Genomic DNA, 16,668 nt, shown 5'->3' on the forward strand with positions numbered 1-16,668 from the left:
TAATATTTGATTTAGGGTTTTATTAACTTAATATCATCAATTCTATATACCGGACCACCTGAAGCTGTTGTTCTTGTGAATCTTATTTTTGTAATTGTATTTGGAACAGTAGCTGATAAAGTTCTTGCATACCATATATTTTCAGTTCCAGAACCAGTTGGAAGATCAGTAACAGTAACAACGGTCCAACTTGATGTTGCAGAATTATAGTAATCTATTACAAGTTCGGAACCATTAGCGGCTTGAGCAGCAACAACACTAGGTGTTGCTTCCTTGAAAATTAATAATTTCAAGGTTAGAGGAGAAGTATAAGCAGAAACATTAATATTTCCTATTGTAAATTCTCTATCAGAGGATTGGGTAAAAAATAAATACCCGAAACCCGAGCCTCCAACAAGATTAGATAACGGAGCAACAACTTTAACTTGTGGCACCGTAGTTGAACCAGAAGTATAAGTATTAATACCATTATTATCATAACCAGTGTAGCTGGTTACGTCAATTGAACTGCCAGGATTTCCTAAGGTTTCTGACCATGCGGTTATAGGCTCTATGCAATTTATACTTTCCCAAACAGAATTTACACCATTATATATTTGTAGACATCTTTTACCATCAGGAAAATGAACATAGGCCATTAATCCGTCATCGGCAGAAGTAATGGCAATTGCATCTCTTTGAGCCGATGTAATTCGAGGAGGTATAAAGCCTCCATAAGTACCACTACTTTGTTGGCTATTTAATTCAAGAACTGCATTTGTATTTGGAGTTGATGTATTAATTCCAACCTGAGCATTGCCAGCTATCGCTTTAAATAATAAAATGTTCAAGAGGATTATTATTTTTTTCATACAGACACAAATGCAATCGATTACAATTATTATGCAATCGATTACAAATTTAAATAAATATTACTCTTAAATTATTATTTACGCATTTTTTTTGCATATTTTTTTCAGATAATGTTTTTATTTATAAGACATTATAAGATTAAATCGAGTAAAGAGGTTTTTTGATAAAAATCTATAAAAAATAAATCTATAAAAAAAGAGCAAATTATCTTATAAAAATTAAAACTAGTGTCTTCTTTTTTATAAGAAATATAAGGTTTTTTATTTGCTAAGTCTATGTAAAGTAAAAGTCATAGCAGTAAGTAGAAAGAATGCCATAATTTGATGAGTTAAACCTAACCATAATGGAACCCCATTTATCAAAGTAAAAACACCTAAAGCAAATTGTATCAAAACAATAACCAACAAGGCATTTAATCCTTTTTGTTGCTGAGCTGACAGTATATATTTTTTACTTTTAAAATAAAGTATCAAAATTAGAGCAACTACAAAATATGCCATTGTTCTGTGAATAAACTGTACGCCGCTTTTGCCTTCGGTAAACCTTAGTAACCAACTGTCTTTTTCAAGTACTACGCTTTCATGGAAAAATTCTCCATCACTCATTAACGGCCAATGATTATGAATTAATCCGGCATTTAAACCTGCTACAAATCCGCCATAAATTATTTGAATTAATAGCACAACTAATGTAATTCTGGCTAGTTTTCGTAATGGTAGAATTATCTCTTTTCGTTCAGGATAAATTAAATCTAATGCAACCCAAAGAGTATAGGCAAATGTGATGAACGCAAAGGTTAAATGTAATGCTAATCGAAAATGACTAACATCAGGATTATCAACTAAACCGCTTTTTACCATAAACCATCCAAAAAATCCTTGTAAAGCGCCCATTCCTAACAAAACAAAACATTTGTTTAAGGTAGATTTGTCAATTCTTTTTTTTATTAAAAAATAAATAAATGGAATAATAAAAACCAAACCAATAATTCTTCCGATAAAACGGTGAAACCATTCCCAGAAATAGATGAATTTATAGTCTGAAAGTTGAAAATCGTTGTGAATATTGATTTTTTGATATTCTGGAAACTTTTTGTATTCTTCAAAAGCAGCATTCCATTTTGCTTCAGTCATTGGAGGAAATGTATCCGTTACCAAATGCCAATCGGTCATTGATAATCCCGAATTTGTTAATCTAGTAATTCCACCAACAACTACCATTATAAATACTAAAACACAACCTGAAAGTAGCCAAATAATGACCGATTTATCTTTTTTCATTTTCATGTAATATATTCAACAAAAGTAACAATAGACAATTGTTTTTTGCATTAACAAAAGTTAATCTATTTAATTATTTTTTAACTTTCTTTAGTCCTAATTTTTCAGCTCTTTTTAAAACAAATTCAAATGCTGCTTGATATTCGTTTGGAATTTCTCCTTCTAGAATTGCCTCTTTCACAGCTTCTTTTAAAACGCCAATTTCTTTAGAAGGTTTTAAACCAAACAATTCCATGATTTCTTCTCCAGATATTGGTGGTTGAAAATTACGCACTTTATCACGTTCTTCAACTTCAATTATTTTTCTGCGAACAATATCGAAATTGTTATGGTATTTTTTAAATTTTGCTGGGTTTTTAGTGGTAATATCAGCTTCGCACAGAGTCATTAAATCATCTACGTCTTCACCAGCATCAAAAACCAATCGTCGCACGGCCGAATCAGTTACAATATCTTCTGAAAGTACAATTGGTCTTGAACTCAGCATCACCATTTTGGAAACAAATTTCATTTTATTGTTTAGTGGCATATGCAAACGAGTAAATATTTTTTTTACCATTTTTCCGCCCAAAAATTCATGGCCATGAAATGTCCAACCTTGTTTTTTGTTAAACTTTTTCGTTGGAGCTTTTCCAATATCATGCAGTAAAGCAGCCCAACGTAACCAAACATCTTCTGTATTTGGAGCAATATTATCTACAACTTCTAACGTATGATAAAAATTATTTTTATGAGTATGACCTTCAATTTCTTCTACATTATTCAAAGCAGTCAATTCTGGAAGAATTAAGTCTAATAAACCTGTTTTATACAACAATAAAAATCCGGTAGATGGTTTTTTTGTTTCTAAAATTTTATTCAATTCATCAACAATTCGTTCACCTGAAATAATTTTAATACGTTCAGCATTTCGAGTTATTGCGTCTAAAGATTCAGTTTCAATAATAAAATTTAGTTGCGTTGCAAATCGAATAGCACGCATCATCCTAAGCGGATCATCGCTATAGGTTATATCGGGATTTAAAGGAGTTTTTAAGATTTTGTTTTCTAAGTCTTGCAAACCATTGAATGGATCAACTAGATTACCATAATTTTTTAAATTCAATGAAAAAGCCAATGCATTTATGGTAAAATCTCGTCGATTTTGGTCATCTTCTAACGTTCCGTTTTCAACAATTGGATTTCGGCTATTTTCAGAATAACTTTCTTTTCGAGCGCCAACAAACTCAATATCGATTTCTTTGTAACGAAGCATTGCTGTGCCATAATTTTTAAAAACCTGAACTTTTGGTTTGTTTGGTAATAACTCAGAAACTTTTAAAGCTAAATCAATACCGGAACCAATAGCTACAATATCGATGTCTTTTTTGAAATCTCTTCCCAATAAAAAATCACGAACAAAACCGCCAATAACATAGCTTTCCAATCCAAGTTCTTGACTTGCTTGTGCAATAATTTTAAAAATTGGATTTTGGAGTGCTTTGGTGTAATTCATCAGTGTAAACTAAAACTTGAAATTATTTGCGAATAATTTTCACTTGATTGTCTAAAGTTAATTTTATAATTGTAGAAGGTTTGTCGCAAATTTTTTCGCGATGCAAATTTACTACATAGTCAACACCTTTTATAATTTCGGGACTAATTTCTTTAAATGATTTTGGAGTTGGTTCGCCTGAAATATTGGCTGAAGTTGAAACCAATGGTTTTTTCATTCGTTCCATTAATTTGAAACAAAAAGGTTCTTTAACAATTCGAACTCCTAAAGTATTGTCTTCTGCAACAATATTTTTAGCTACATTTCTTGGACTATCGAGAATTAATGTTGTTGGTTTTTCGCTTAAATCTAAAATTTGCCATGCCGTTTCCGGAATTTCTTTAAAAACATTATACATCATTTTATCACCATTCATCAGAACAATCGTGCTTTTAGTTTCTTCGCGCTGTTTTAAAGCATAGATTTTTTTTACTGCTTCTTCATTAGATGCATCACAACCAATTCCCCAAACTGTATCTGTTGGATACAAAATTATTCCTCCATTTTGAATTACTTCAAAGGCATTATGAACTTCAGTATTGATATCCATTAAGCTAAATTTTAATTTGTGCAAAGATAATATAAACTCAAAGATTTAGATTTGGTTATATTTGCAAAAAAAATACAGCAATGCAATTTGTTTTATTCTGCTTACTTTATCCCATTTTATATTTAATATCTATTTTACCTTTTAGATTGTTATATCTTTTTTCGGATTTTGTGTTTTTCTTAGTTTATCATGTCTTTGGATATCGAAAAAAAGTGGTTCGTACTAATTTAGCACTTGCCTTACCTCATTTATCTGAAAAAGAACGTTTAGACATTGAAAAAAAATCATATCAGCATTTATGTGATATGTTTCTTGAAATGATGAAAACAATGACTATTTCGACAAAAGAGATTCAAAAAAGATTTGTTTTTACCAATTTAGAAATGGTAAAAGAATTGGAGAAAAAGCAAAAAAGTATTGCTTTAATGTGTGCTCATTATGCCAGTTATGAATGGGTAATTTCAATGAACGGACAAATTAATTATCAAGGCTACGCCATATATAAAAAAGTAAACAATAAATACTTTGATGATTTAGTAAAAAAAATACGTTCTAGATTTAAAGCATATTTAATAACAACTCGAGAAACTAGAGCTGTTATTGAAAATAATGAACGCAATGGAAATCATGCAATATATGGTTTTGCTAGCGATCAATCACCGCAAATAAGACCTAAAACTTATTGGAGTAAGTTTATGGGAATTGAAGTTCCAGTATATGTTGGTGCCGAATTGATTTCTAAAAAATATGATATGAGTGTTGTTTTCTTGAAAGTAGAAAAAGTAAAACGCGGACATTATGAGGCTAAACTGGAGCTACTTTCAGATGATGTGAAATCTGTACCTGATTTTGAAATTACTGAAATATTCAATAGAAAAGTAGAAGCTCAAATTCTAGAAAAACCTGAATACTATCTTTGGACACACAAACGATGGAAACATATGGGAAAAAAGAAAACTAATTAGTTTTTTTTTCGATTGGTTTAATTTTATTTCCTTTCTTAGTATAATACCAAGCCAAAGCCATCAATTTATTGTGTTTGTTAATTAAATCATTTTTTTTAAATGAGTTTTCTTTAAATGAATTTAAATCAATCTCCTGAATTTTGGCTTCATTCGGAAAATAATATAAATTGTTTTGAGTAATCATTTTTTGATAACCAATACCTTCAGTTTTATTTTTATCAAACATTGAAGTGCCAAAACTATAATATTGAAATCCTTTTGGAGCAATCATTTCTATTAGAGTTGGCATAATATCAATGTGACTTCCTGGAGTTGTATTTATAGATTTAGGAATGTTTTTTCCATACAGAATGAAAGCTACAGATGATTTTTCATAAAGATTTGGTTTACTATTTATAAATTTTCTACCGTAATGATCACCAGTAAGGCAAAACAAGTTTTGAGTAAACTCCTTTTCTGCTTTTTTTATGAAATCTCCCAAAGCCTTATCACCATACCATAAATGTCCTAACTCTTTTAAATTCATAGAACCATCATAATACTTTTTCATCGATGCTGGAAATTCATCGGTAGATTGATATGGGAAATTTTTAGCTTCTAAATCTACTGTATATGGAGCATGATAACTTGTGGTTAGAATAATATTGAAAGAATATTTATTTTTATCGGTGTTTTTAAAAACTAAATTAAACAGCTTTTCGTCTTCAATTCCCCAACCTCCAGTATCAGTTTTTCCACCACCATCAACACCAGAAAAAATTCTATCTACACCTTCATATTTAGCCAATTCACCGATATTTTCCCATGATAAATAGCCACCATAATATAGATTAGTTTCATAACCTAATTTTTTAAACTGAGTAAAAATAGAAGTATCAAAAGGATCGTTAATTGTTCCAATATGACTCAAGTTAATACCACAATTTGGGACATTTGTCATTATTGCACCAAAAGAATCTATAGTTGTATTTCCTGCGGGTAAAAAATGAGTGAAATGTGTTCCATTTTTTGCAATCGAATTCAATTGACTCGAAAAACCAAAGGGTAAATATTTATCCATCAAAGGCCAAGAGTCATAACTTTCCATGACAATAAGGAAAATTTGTTTGGGTTTTTCAATTGTTGGACCTTGTGCAGTTTTGGTTATTTCGTCAGTTACCTTATTTGTAGTAAATGTTTTTTCAAATTCGTTTTCTTTCATAAATGGATTTTTGCCATCTAAAAGATTTACACGGTTAAAATCGCTTATAGCATAATCTAAGGAACGATAAGGATTTATTATGGTTTTATTCAAAAAGACATCTTTTGAAATACCCGAATATTGTCTAAGAGCAGGAATAGAAGAAACAGAACCACGAATTCCAAATATAAATAAAACCAAAGCCAATAAAGCAAAGACGTATTTACTTCTTTTAAATCTTATTTTTTTGAATAATTGGTATATATTTTTCTTATCACTAAAAAATCGAAAAATATAGAGTCCAATTGTAATTGTAATAATAATGATTAAACTATTTAAAATTGGATGATAATATTCTAAAATAGTATTGAAAACAGCTTTTTTATCATCATAAATGGCTAAAAACAAAAAATTGTTAAACTGATCTTCATATTCTTTAAAGTAGTTAATAGTGACGACACAAATCAAAGTAGAAAAAATCACAAATAAAATTTGATGAATTTTACGGGTAATTTTAATTATTTTATAAAGATTGAAAGGTGCTAAGACTAATAAAAATAAAAAAGGAAGCAATAAAAAATACGCAACTGCTGTACAATCAAATCGGAAACCCATGAATAATACATTCAATAGTTCAGCAAAATCAACTTCTTGTTGGATGCTTTTGTAAAAAATTGAAATGAAAATTATTCTGAAAATGGTAAAAAAAAGTATTCCAAAAAACCAAAAGAAGATTAAATTACTGAGTTCTTTTAAAAAATGTTTACGTTTAAATTTAATATTCATTTTGTATATCTTTTACTAGGATGTGGTTTAATTTATTACTTGTTATATTTAGAAATTCAATTAATTTTTTGATTTGAAGCTTATTAATATTTTATTCTTTAAAAGATTTATTTCAGTTTTAATCAAGAGTTTATTTTTGAAAAACACTAAAAAGTATTCTTTCACATTTCAATGGGTTAAATTCTAATTGAAGTCATTCATTTGAAATGATTTGAATCATTTTTGAAAATTTTGGTAAAATTAGTTTTTTTTTTGAAGTCCAAAAAGGATGAAGCTTCTTTTGCTTAAAATCCAATTATTTCTTTAAGTTTGTGAAGTATGAAGTTGTCCGTCATAATCTCTACTTACAATGCAGAAGAATGGTTACACAAAGTGTTGCTTGGCTATGCTATTCAAACGGAAGATAATTTTGAAATTATTGTTGCCGATGACGGTTCAACTTCAAAAACAAAAGATGTAATAGATTCTTTAAGAGATAAATTTAGACATCCAATTCAACATGTTTGGCAAGAAGATAAAGGATTTAGAAAATGTAAAATTCTAAACAAAGCCATTGTCAACTCAAAAACAGATTATTTGCTTTTTACCGACGGCGATTGTATTCCTAGAAAAGATTTTGTTGCAAAACATTTAAAACACAGAGAAAAAGGGTTTTTTCTTTCAGGTGGTTATTTCAAACTACCTTTGGATATTTCTAAAGCTATTTCGGATGATGTAATTCAAAATCAACAATGTTTTAGTATTTCTTGGCTAAAGACTAATGGATTTACGCCAAATTTTAAAAGCACAAAATTAGTACGCAATAGTTTTTTTGCAGCATTTATGAATTGGTTAACGCCAACCAAACGCTCCTGGAACGGACATAATTCTTCGGGATATAAGTCGGATATTTTAGCAATAAATGGTTTTAACGAGTTGCTCGAATATGGTGGCGAAGATAGAGAAATGGGTGAACGTTTGTTTAATAATGGCTTATTATCAAAACAGATTCGCTATTCAGCAATTTGTGTTCATCTTGACCATGCAAGAAATTATGTAAATGAGGAAAAAATAAAATACAATCTTGAAGTTCGAAAATATAATAGTAAAAACAAAGTAACTTGGATTGAAACAGGAATTCAGAAAGGTTAAAAATATGTAACTTTGCAACGTTTTAAATAAATTTATGACACTATCGGTAATTTTTAGTACGTATAACTCAGAAGAATGGCTCGAAAAAGTTGTTTGGGGTTTTAGTGTGCAAACGTTTAAAGATTTCGAAATCATCATTGCCGATGATGGTTCAAGAGAAAGCACAAAACAATTAATAGATAGATTACGAGGAGAAATTGAAATTCCAATTATTCATGTTTGGCAAGAAGATAATGGCTTTCAAAAATCTCAAATTTTGAATAAAGCAATCCTTGCATCAACATCAGATTATTTAATTTTCACTGATGGTGATTGTATTCCTCGAGAAGATTTTGTGGAAGTTCATAATAAGTACAGAGAACAAGGTTATTTTCTTTCAGGCGGTTATTTTAAATTGCCTATGGATATTTCAAAAGCTATTACTAAAGATGATATAATAAACCAGCGTTGTTTTGATATCAATTGGCTAAAAGAAAAAGGTTTACCTTCAAGTTATAAGAATATTAAATTTACGTCAAAAGGAATTATTTCTAAAATATTAAATGCCATAACACCAACAAATGCTTCTTGGAATGGTCACAATGCTTCGGGTTGGAAAAAAGATTTGATGGAAGTAAATGGTTTTAATCAAGAAATGCAATATGGCGGTCAAGACAGAGAATTGGGTGAACGCATGTTCAACAAAGGATTGAAGTCGAAACAAATTCGTTATTCAGCAATTTGTGTTCATTTAGACCATAAACGCGGTTATGTAAACGAAGAAACTTGGAAGAAAAACTATTCTATTCGAGAAAACACTAAGAAAAATAAAGTTATCAAAACACCAATTGGTATAGATTCTAATAAATAGGAATAAATGATATTACATCTAGTACATGATGAAAAAATTATAAATCGAACTATTTCTATTTTTGAAGAAGTAGCGCCTAATCAAAACTTATTTGTAGTTTTTACTAGGCATAACTTAAAGCATGTTAACTATCAGCAAAATGTAATTCTGTTTAAAGAGTTTAAAAAAAAATACAGTAATGTTGAATTTTCTTCTGTGATTATTCATTTTTTAAATTCAAGAAAAATTAGATTTATAAATCAATTTATAAAAAATAAAGCAACTATTTATTGGATAATTTGGGGGAATGATTTGTATAATAAGCTCTTGCATACCAAAGGATTTGAATTATATGATACACAAAGTACCTATTATAAAAAAACAAAAAAGTCTTTTATATTAAGACTATTTAATAAGCTGGTTGAAAATATAAAAGTTTATAAAATGGAAAAATTTATTTCTAAAAGGATAAATTATATCGCCATTGACAAAACGAAAATAGATTATAATATTTTGGTAAACTATTTTCCAAAATTTAAAAATATTTCCTGTGTTGAATTTTTTTATTATCCAATTGAGTCAGTATTAAGTGAAGCATTAATGCAAGAATGGGTTGAAGGTGATAATATCCAAATAGGAAATTCGGCTTCAATTACAAATAACCATGAATATGCAATGAAATTTTTGTCCAAAATTAATTTAGGAAATAAAAAAGTAGTAGTTCCATTAAGTTATTCAGGCACCAAAGAATACAAAGAGACTGTAAAATCAAAAGGAGTTGAGTATTTTGGAGATAATTTTAAAGTATTAGATAATTTTCTTCCTTTAGCAGAATACAATCAGTTGATGTTGAGCTTTAACCATGCTATATATGCTAATTTTCGTCAAGAAGCTGTTGGCAACATTCTAATTTTATTGTATTTGGGGACAAAAGTTTTTATTCCTAAAAAAAGTCCAATCCTTTTATGGGCAAGAAAGCTGGATTTAGTTATATTTGAATTAGAGTCTATTACTCAAACGGATATAGATAATCCACTTGACATAAATTCACGAATTCATAATCGAAAAATTATTTTAGAAATTTATAATCTTGAACGACTGAAAATTTTAATCAAGGATAATTTTAATTACGAAATAGTAAAATAATTATGGAAATTAAAAAACTAGAATGGGACTCTAATTTTTTTGGATTTCCAGTAGGTGATTTACTTGTTGAATGCGAAACATCAGATTCAAAAGTTTTTAACTCAGACTTTTTTACTTTTTTCCAGGTTAGGAGTAAATATCCTTTAAATATTATTTCAGAAACTCATTCTTTGTCTCATTGGGAAATCAAAACTATTTTTAGTAAAAACTTAGATAAAAGTTCTGAAATAAAAATTGATATAATAGACTTTGATGATTCTAAAATAAATGAAAAATTACTATATGAATTGGCTTATGAGAGTGGAAAATTTAGCAGGTATAAATTAGATAAAAACATTCCTAATAATAAGTTTAAAAAACTGTATCAACTTTGGATAAAAAACAGTGTTAATAAGAGTTTTGCAGATAAAATATTTTATTACAAAGAAAACGATGATATAGCTGGATTTGTAACTGTAAAAATTAAAGATACATTTGCACAAATTGGATTAATAGCCATTGAACCAAATTTGCAAGGAAAAGGTATTGGGAAAAACCTTTTACTTAAAGTTGAGAATTATTGTCTAGAAAATAATGTAAAGCGTCTTTTAATTCCAACACAATCAGAGAATGAACAAGCATGTAAGTTCTATACAAAAATGGGTTACATAATTTCAGAAGAAATCATAATCAAAAATTATTGGAAAAATAATTTCTAATTCTTTTTAATTTAAAATAAAACTAATAATATTTATTTAAAAAATGACCATGATGATTCCATTTAATAAACCATATCTAACAGGTAATGAAACTAAATATATAGAAGAAGCTGTTCAATCTGGAAAAATTTCTGGGAATGGAATTTTTACTAAAAAATGTCAAGATTTTTTTGAAGCTAAATATGGTTTTAAAAAAGCATTGCTGGCTACTTCATGTACTGATGCTTTAGAAATGTGTGCTATTTTAGCCAACATTGGCATAGATGACGAAGTAATTGTTCCAAGTTATACTTTTGTTTCTAGTGCTCTTGCATTTGTTAGACAAGGAGCAAAAATAGTTTTCGTCGATTCTCAAAGAAATAATCCCAATATAGATACTTCTATTTTAGAAGAATTAATTACTCCAAAAACTAAAGCAATTGTAGTAGTGCATTATGCAGGTGTTGCTTGTGATATGGATGAAATAATGGAACTAGCAAATAAGCATAATTTATATGTAATAGAAGATGCAGCACAAGCGATTGATAGTTTTTATATAAGCAAAACCGGTGAAAAAAAAGCACTTGGAAGTATAGGTCATTTAGCCGCATTTTCCTTTCATGAAACTAAAAATATTATTTCAGGCGAAGGAGGTATGTTAGTGGTAAATGATGAAAACTTAATTTCAAGAGCTGAAATTATTTGGGAAAAAGGAACCAATAGAGCTTCTTTTTTCAGAGGTGAGGTTAACAAATATGGTTGGGTTGATACAGGATCTTCTTTCTTGCCAAGCGAAATTATTTCTGCGTTTCTTTGGGCACAATTAGAAAATTTAGAAAAAATACAAACTAAGAGAAAACTAATTTGGGAAACTTATCACAAGCATTTAAGTGAAAAAACAAATCCTAATTTCAGTCTACCAGAATTACCTGATTATGCGACAAATAATGCACATATGTTTTATTTGGTTTTTAATAGTTTAGAAAGTAGAACTGCTGTTATTTCTAAATTAAAAGAACATAACATATTATCTGTTTTTCATTATCTTTCACTTCATAAAAGTGAATTTTACCATGATAAACATGATGGTAGAATTTTAAATAATTCTGATAGATTTACAGATTGTCTGCTGAGATTGCCTTTGTATTATGAATTAGAACCTGAACAGGTTCAGTTGATTACCAGTCTTATTTAAAATTATCGGTAAAAACAAATAAAAAAATCTATGAACTAGCTAAAGAAGCAATCAGTTCATAGATTTCAAGTTGTATTTATCTTTTTTTTTAAACAGCTACATCATATTCTCTTAAAGCATTGTTCAGAGAAGTTTTTAAATCTGTTGATGGTTTTCTTTGTCCTATGATTAAAGCGCATGGTACTTGATAATCACCAGCAGCAAAAGTTTTAGTATAGCTTCCAGGAATAACAACTGAACGAGCAGGAACAAATCCTTTATATTCTTTCGGTTCAGAACCAGTAACATCAATTATTTTTGTTGATGCGGTTAAGCAAACGTTTGCACCAAGTACGGCTTCCTTTTCAATTCGAACACCTTCTACAACGATACAACGTGAACCAATAAATGCTCCATCTTCAATAATTACTGGCGCAGCTTGTAATGGTTCCAAAACGCCTCCAATTCCAACACCACCCGAAAGATGAACATCTCTTCCAATCTGTGCACAACTTCCAACAGTTGCCCAAGTGTCAACCATGGTTCCTTCATCAACATAAGCACCAATGTTTACATAACTTGGCATTAGAATTACACCTTTTGAAATGTAAGCGCCATATCTTGCTGTTGCTGGTGGAACAACTCTAATTCCTTTTTCTGCATATCCTGTTTTTAGCAACATTTTATCATGATATTCAAAAATTCCGGCTTCCCATGTTTCCATTTTTTGAATTGGGAAATACATAACTACCGCTTTTTTAACCCATTCGTTCACTTGCCAGCCATCGGCTGTTGGTTCTGCAACACGCAATGTTCCTGAATCAAGTAATGCAATTACTTCTCTAATTGCTTTTATAGTAATTTCTTCTTGAAGTAAAGCTCGGTTTTCCCAAGCGGTTTCAATAATATTTTTAAGTGTAACCATCTTTTTTGAATTTAATCTCGTTCGGTTCGACCTTATGGTCTTGGGTGAGCAAAGATAAGTTTTTTAACCTATTGATAAAATTGATTTTTCTTTAACTTTTTCTTTGGTTATTATTAATACTTTTGTTTATCAATCTAATCAATCATGAAATTAAAATTATTTCTAACTTGTTGTTTTATTGCTATTTTACTAAGCTGCCAAAACAAAAAAGAGACAAATCAAGAAAAGAAGTCTTTGTCTTTAAATGATTTCCCAAAAGTAAATAACAATCAAAATTATGTAGGTGTTTATCAAGGCATACTTCCATGTGCTGACTGTGAAGGAATGGAAACAAAAATCACAGTAAACGAAAATAATACATACACCAAATCAGTGCGATATTTAGGAAAAGGAAATAAAATATTTGAACAAAAAGGAACAATTTCGTGGAACACGCTTGGAAATGTTTTAGAATTACTTGAAATTCAAAATTCACCCAATAAATATTTGGTTACTACTGGTAAATTAACTCAATTAGATTTAGAAGGAAAAATAATTGAAGGCAGTTTAGCAAAGGAATATGAGCTTACAAAATTACCTGCACATGCGGTTGAAATAGAAAACAATCAAGTAACAGGTCCAACAGTTAATCTGAATAATAAGTTAGAAGCCACTGCCAAAATTGAGCATGTAAATCCAGCTGTTGGAAAACATACCTTGGCAGAAACCAAATGGAAACTTATAAAGCTTAATGGGAAAACCGTTAAGCAAAAAGGTAGTAAAACCAATTTCATAAAAATGAATTCATCTGATGGAAGATTCAGCGCTTTTGCAGGTTGTAACAACATGATGGGAAGTTATGCTATGCCAAAAGTTAATAGTATTTCTTTTTCTGAAATTGGCGCTACCAGAATGGCTTGTCCTGATATGTCTACCGAAAATGAGTTTATTCGAATGCTGGAAGAAACAACACATTACGTTTTAGATAAAGATAATCTAACTTTTTTTGGCACTAGCAAAACTCCAATTGCTACCTTTGTAGTTGTAAATTAACACAAATGCCAAGAATCCTTGCTATAGATTATGGTTTTAAAAGAACAGGAATTGCAGTTACCGACGAGTTGCAAATCATTGCTTCCGGATTAACTACTGTTCCATCTGATACTGCAATTGCTTTTTTAAAAGACTACTTTTCAAAAGAAAAAGTTGCAAAAGTACTAATTGGCGAACCAAAACAAATGAATGGTCAACCATCTGAAAGTACTCCAGTAATTGAAAAATTTGTTACCGATTTTAAAGTTGCTTTTCCCGAGATGGAAATTGAACGCGTTGATGAGCGATTTACCTCAAAAATGGCATTTCAAACTATGATTGATAGCGGATTGAAAAAGAAGCAACGTCAAAACAAAGCATTGGTTGATGAAATTGCAGCTACTATTTTATTGCAAGAGTATTTAACTCGAAAAATGATTTAAATTAGTTACTTTTGCACTTTTAAAATTAGAAATTATAATATAAAAATCGCTATGATTATTCCAATATACGGTTATGGTGAACCAGTTTTGAGAAAAGTAGCAGAACCAATTGCTGCCGATTATCCTAATCTCAAAGAAATAATAACCAACATGTATGAAACAATGTATAACGCTTATGGTGTTGGACTTGCAGCACCACAAGTCGGCATGGCTATTCGTCTTTTTGTTATAGATACCAAACCTTTTAGTGATGATAAAGATTTATCTAATGAAGAACAAGAACAACTAAAAAACTTCAAGAAAACATTCATCAATGCTAAAATTTTAAAAGAAGAAGGTGAAGAATGGGGTTTCAACGAAGGTTGTTTGAGTATTCCAGATGTTCGTGAAGATGTGTACCGAAAAGAACGAATTACTATCGAATATTGCGAAGAAGACTTTGAGATGAAAACCGAGGTTTTTGATGGTTTAATTGCGCGAGTAATTCAACATGAATACGACCATATCGAAGGAGTTTTATTCACAGATAGAATTTCTTCATTGAAGAAAACATTAATCAAAAAGAAATTGCAAAACATTATGGATGGAAAAGCTTTTCCTGATTATAGAATGAAATTTGCAAACAAAAAAGGAAGATAATTCATAATTCACATATATTTGTCCCATAATAAAATAGTAAAATGAACGTAGAAAAAATTTTAGCAATTGCAGGTAAACCAGGTTTATTCGAATTAAAAATTCAAACACGTACTGGTTTTTTAGCTGAGTCGTTATTAGACGGAAAAAGAATTACAGTAGGAATGAGAAGTAATGTTAGTTTACTTTCTGAAATTTCAATGTATACCTATAGCGAAGAAAAACCATTGGTTGATATCATGCGCGCTATTGCTGTAAAAGAAAACGAAGGACCAACTCCTGTAACTTCAAAAGATGATGCGTCAAAATTGGCGGCTTATTTTGCAGAAATTGTTCCAGACTATGACCAAGAAAGAGTATATGCTTCGGATATTAAGAAATTAATCAATTGGTACAATATTCTTCAAAGCAAAGGATTGGTTTCTAAAGAAGAGCCAAAAGTTGAAAATGCTGAAGCAATCAAAGAACAAGTTGTTGAAGAAGTAAAAGAAAAGAAAACAACTAAAAAAACAGCGAAAAAAGAATAATAGTTCTCATAAAGCAATAAGATAACCTATTACCAATCAGTAATAGGTTTTTTATTTCCAAAGTTTTCTAAAATTGTCATTACCCAAAAATTCAACCAATCCAATATCTCTCAAATAGAGTAATTGCTCCATAATTTTGTCTGTGATATAATAACTATCAGGATAAATTCTTTTTAAATGAGGTTCAAAAGCATTAATTTCTTCTAAAGTAAAATTGATTCTCGGAATTATATCGATACATAAGAAAACCTCTTTTCTCCAATCGGTTAACGTTGTTCGTATAGATTTTGTTGGAACTTCCAGTAAATCGGATGCGCCGTAAACTGTTTCAAATTCTATTAAAGGAAATTTATTCTTTTTTATAGGTATTTTTGATAATATTTCTTTAGCAGTAACTAAGTTTCCAATGGAAACGATATTCGTATTTTCGTGATTCGATAATGAATTAAAATCTTCCACAACTTTAGATACAATTGCTTCATCCTTAGAATAAATACCATATTCAAAATTTTTACTCAAACCACTATCCGTAAGATTTCCTGAACTTATGATAACTTCTTTATCATCAAATAAATAAATTTTAGAATGAAGTTTAGAGTAATTTTTAATAACTCCGTCAGCATGACTTATCTTCATAAGTGCATCAATATCCAACGAGCCAGAATAGGTGTGACTTAATTTAAAAGAAGTAATAAGTTCAAGCGAAGTATCAGGATGCTTTGCTTCGAGCATTTCGCTGCAAATAGGTTCTTTCAGAAAAGGAGAGGTTATTTTTATTGAGGTCTTAGCGTTGGCAACCAATTCCAGGAATTGGTCTTTCCAAGGTGTGGTTAGTATTTTCATTTAATCATTCAGAATATTTTAATAATAAACAATAATACTTTTAAGTTTTTTTTGGCTATAAAAATGCGCAATGGTAAATGTAGCAATTAAGTAGTTATAAATAGTGTTTGCTTAACAAATATTTATATTCATTTTCTAAAATTAAAAATAAACTATTCCTTATTTTAGCACAAAACAAC

General features: G+C 29.6%; 17 protein-coding genes. 10 read left to right on the forward strand and 7 right to left on the reverse strand.

Annotation, left to right across the window (positions count from 1 at the left end):
• Window positions 1-11: 11 nt before the first annotated feature.
• From RN605_RS13740 to RN605_RS13755, 4 genes are all read right to left on the reverse strand, one after another.
• Window positions 12-851 carry a hypothetical protein gene (locus RN605_RS13740; protein ID WP_313325662.1) on the reverse strand — a complete coding sequence of 280 codons (840 nt, stop codon included), beginning with the start codon at window positions 849-851 and terminating at the stop codon, window positions 12-14.
• A 261-nt stretch (window positions 852-1,112) separates the two neighbouring features.
• The gene (locus RN605_RS13745) at window positions 1,113-2,132 is read right to left on the reverse strand and encodes a COX15/CtaA family protein (protein WP_394853504.1); all 1,020 of its coding nucleotides are present in this window, start codon (window positions 2,130-2,132) and stop codon (window positions 1,113-1,115) included.
• A 73-nt stretch (window positions 2,133-2,205) separates the two neighbouring features.
• Window positions 2,206-3,627, reverse strand: a complete 1,422-nt coding sequence (locus RN605_RS13750) for a CCA tRNA nucleotidyltransferase (RefSeq protein WP_313325665.1) — start codon at window positions 3,625-3,627, stop codon at window positions 2,206-2,208.
• Between the two features lie 22 nt (window positions 3,628-3,649).
• Window positions 3,650-4,216, reverse strand: coding sequence for an L-threonylcarbamoyladenylate synthase (locus RN605_RS13755; protein WP_313325666.1), 567 nt, complete (start codon window positions 4,214-4,216; stop codon window positions 3,650-3,652).
• 80 nt (window positions 4,217-4,296) lie between these two features.
• On the opposite strand from RN605_RS13755, the gene RN605_RS13760 reads away from it, so the two are divergent.
• Complete coding sequence (locus tag RN605_RS13760; RefSeq protein WP_313325667.1) at window positions 4,297-5,181, forward strand: lysophospholipid acyltransferase family protein; 885 nt, start codon at window positions 4,297-4,299, stop codon at window positions 5,179-5,181.
• On the opposite strand, the gene RN605_RS13765 is transcribed toward RN605_RS13760, so the two are convergent.
• On the reverse strand, window positions 5,174-7,147 hold the full coding sequence (locus RN605_RS13765; protein ID WP_313325669.1) for an LTA synthase family protein: 1,974 nt from the start codon (window positions 7,145-7,147) through the stop codon (window positions 5,174-5,176). The genes RN605_RS13760 and RN605_RS13765 overlap by 8 nt on opposite strands.
• Before the next feature lie 318 nt (window positions 7,148-7,465).
• On the opposite strand from RN605_RS13765, the gene RN605_RS13770 reads away from it, so the two are divergent.
• The 5 genes from RN605_RS13770 to rffA are packed head-to-tail and all read left to right on the forward strand — an operon-like array spanning window position 7,466 to window position 12,125.
• Complete coding sequence (locus RN605_RS13770; RefSeq protein WP_313325670.1) at window positions 7,466-8,278, forward strand: glycosyltransferase family 2 protein; 813 nt, start codon at window positions 7,466-7,468, stop codon at window positions 8,276-8,278.
• Between the two features lie 34 nt (window positions 8,279-8,312).
• Window positions 8,313-9,128, forward strand: coding sequence for a glycosyltransferase family 2 protein (locus RN605_RS13775; protein ID WP_313325672.1), 816 nt, complete (start codon window positions 8,313-8,315; stop codon window positions 9,126-9,128).
• A gap of 6 nt (window positions 9,129-9,134) precedes the next feature.
• Window positions 9,135-10,253 (forward strand): TDP-N-acetylfucosamine:lipid II N-acetylfucosaminyltransferase, encoded by a 1,119-nt coding sequence (locus tag RN605_RS13780; RefSeq protein ID WP_313325674.1) that lies wholly within the window; start codon window positions 9,135-9,137, stop codon window positions 10,251-10,253.
• A gap of 2 nt (window positions 10,254-10,255) precedes the next feature.
• Window positions 10,256-10,951, forward strand: coding sequence for a GNAT family N-acetyltransferase (locus RN605_RS13785; RefSeq protein WP_313325675.1), 696 nt, complete (start codon window positions 10,256-10,258; stop codon window positions 10,949-10,951).
• Window positions 10,952-11,003: 52 nt separating this feature from the next.
• On the forward strand, window positions 11,004-12,125 hold the full coding sequence (rffA, locus tag RN605_RS13790; protein ID WP_313325770.1) for a dTDP-4-amino-4,6-dideoxygalactose transaminase: 1,122 nt from the start codon (window positions 11,004-11,006) through the stop codon (window positions 12,123-12,125).
• Between the two features lie 88 nt (window positions 12,126-12,213).
• Here rffA and RN605_RS13795 read toward each other — a convergent pair whose 3' ends face one another.
• The gene (locus RN605_RS13795; protein ID WP_313325677.1) at window positions 12,214-13,029 is read right to left on the reverse strand and encodes a 2,3,4,5-tetrahydropyridine-2,6-dicarboxylate N-succinyltransferase; all 816 of its coding nucleotides are present in this window, start codon (window positions 13,027-13,029) and stop codon (window positions 12,214-12,216) included.
• A 144-nt stretch (window positions 13,030-13,173) separates the two neighbouring features.
• Between RN605_RS13795 and RN605_RS13800 the strand changes: the two genes are divergently transcribed.
• Genes RN605_RS13800 through RN605_RS13815 form a run of 4 tightly spaced genes read left to right on the forward strand, consistent with a single transcriptional unit; the run spans window position 13,174 to window position 15,646 of the window.
• A complete protein-coding gene (locus tag RN605_RS13800; protein WP_313325679.1) occupies window positions 13,174-14,061 on the forward strand; it encodes a copper resistance protein NlpE N-terminal domain-containing protein in 888 nt (295 codons plus the stop codon).
• Between the two features lie 5 nt (window positions 14,062-14,066).
• On the forward strand, window positions 14,067-14,483 hold the full coding sequence (ruvX, locus tag RN605_RS13805; RefSeq protein ID WP_313325681.1) for a Holliday junction resolvase RuvX: 417 nt from the start codon (window positions 14,067-14,069) through the stop codon (window positions 14,481-14,483).
• Window positions 14,484-14,534: 51 nt separating this feature from the next.
• Window positions 14,535-15,122, forward strand: coding sequence for a peptide deformylase (gene def / locus RN605_RS13810; RefSeq protein WP_313325683.1), 588 nt, complete (start codon window positions 14,535-14,537; stop codon window positions 15,120-15,122).
• 41 nt (window positions 15,123-15,163) lie between these two features.
• Complete coding sequence (locus RN605_RS13815; protein ID WP_313325685.1) at window positions 15,164-15,646, forward strand: DUF5606 family protein; 483 nt, start codon at window positions 15,164-15,166, stop codon at window positions 15,644-15,646.
• Between the two features lie 51 nt (window positions 15,647-15,697).
• On the opposite strand, the gene RN605_RS13820 is transcribed toward RN605_RS13815, so the two are convergent.
• On the reverse strand, window positions 15,698-16,489 hold the full coding sequence (locus tag RN605_RS13820) for a phospholipase D-like domain-containing protein (RefSeq protein WP_313325686.1): 792 nt from the start codon (window positions 16,487-16,489) through the stop codon (window positions 15,698-15,700).
• Window positions 16,490-16,668: the final 179 nt, after the last annotated feature.

This window comes from Flavobacterium sp. PMTSA4 (assembly GCF_032098525.1).
In the GTDB taxonomy this organism is placed as follows: Bacteria; Bacteroidota; Bacteroidia; order Flavobacteriales; family Flavobacteriaceae; genus Flavobacterium; species Flavobacterium capsici.

Excerpts from the sequence above, each read along its gene's own strand:
- RN605_RS13740 (WP_313325662.1), bottom strand. The coding sequence starts at position 851 with ATGAAAAAAATAATAATCCTCTTGAACATTTTATTATTTAAAGCGATA.
- RN605_RS13745 (WP_394853504.1), bottom strand. The coding sequence starts at position 2,132 with ATGAAAAAAGATAAATCGGTCATTATTTGGCTACTTTCAGGTTGTGTT.
- RN605_RS13750 (WP_313325665.1), bottom strand. The coding sequence starts at position 3,627 with ATGAATTACACCAAAGCACTCCAAAATCCAATTTTTAAAATTATTGCA.
- RN605_RS13755 (WP_313325666.1), bottom strand. The coding sequence starts at position 4,216 with ATGGATATCAATACTGAAGTTCATAATGCCTTTGAAGTAATTCAAAAT.
- RN605_RS13760 (WP_313325667.1), top strand. The coding sequence starts at position 4,297 with ATGCAATTTGTTTTATTCTGCTTACTTTATCCCATTTTATATTTAATA.
- RN605_RS13765 (WP_313325669.1), bottom strand. The coding sequence starts at position 7,147 with ATGAATATTAAATTTAAACGTAAACATTTTTTAAAAGAACTCAGTAAT.
- RN605_RS13770 (WP_313325670.1), top strand. The coding sequence starts at position 7,466 with ATGAAGTTGTCCGTCATAATCTCTACTTACAATGCAGAAGAATGGTTA.
- RN605_RS13775 (WP_313325672.1), top strand. The coding sequence starts at position 8,313 with ATGACACTATCGGTAATTTTTAGTACGTATAACTCAGAAGAATGGCTC.
- RN605_RS13780 (WP_313325674.1), top strand. The coding sequence starts at position 9,135 with ATGATATTACATCTAGTACATGATGAAAAAATTATAAATCGAACTATT.
- RN605_RS13785 (WP_313325675.1), top strand. The coding sequence starts at position 10,256 with ATGGAAATTAAAAAACTAGAATGGGACTCTAATTTTTTTGGATTTCCA.
- rffA (WP_313325770.1), top strand. The coding sequence starts at position 11,004 with ATGATTCCATTTAATAAACCATATCTAACAGGTAATGAAACTAAATAT.
- RN605_RS13795 (WP_313325677.1), bottom strand. The coding sequence starts at position 13,029 with ATGGTTACACTTAAAAATATTATTGAAACCGCTTGGGAAAACCGAGCT.
- RN605_RS13800 (WP_313325679.1), top strand. The coding sequence starts at position 13,174 with ATGAAATTAAAATTATTTCTAACTTGTTGTTTTATTGCTATTTTACTA.
- ruvX (WP_313325681.1), top strand. The coding sequence starts at position 14,067 with ATGCCAAGAATCCTTGCTATAGATTATGGTTTTAAAAGAACAGGAATT.
- def (WP_313325683.1), top strand. The coding sequence starts at position 14,535 with ATGATTATTCCAATATACGGTTATGGTGAACCAGTTTTGAGAAAAGTA.
- RN605_RS13815 (WP_313325685.1), top strand. The coding sequence starts at position 15,164 with ATGAACGTAGAAAAAATTTTAGCAATTGCAGGTAAACCAGGTTTATTC.
- RN605_RS13820 (WP_313325686.1), bottom strand. The coding sequence starts at position 16,489 with ATGAAAATACTAACCACACCTTGGAAAGACCAATTCCTGGAATTGGTT.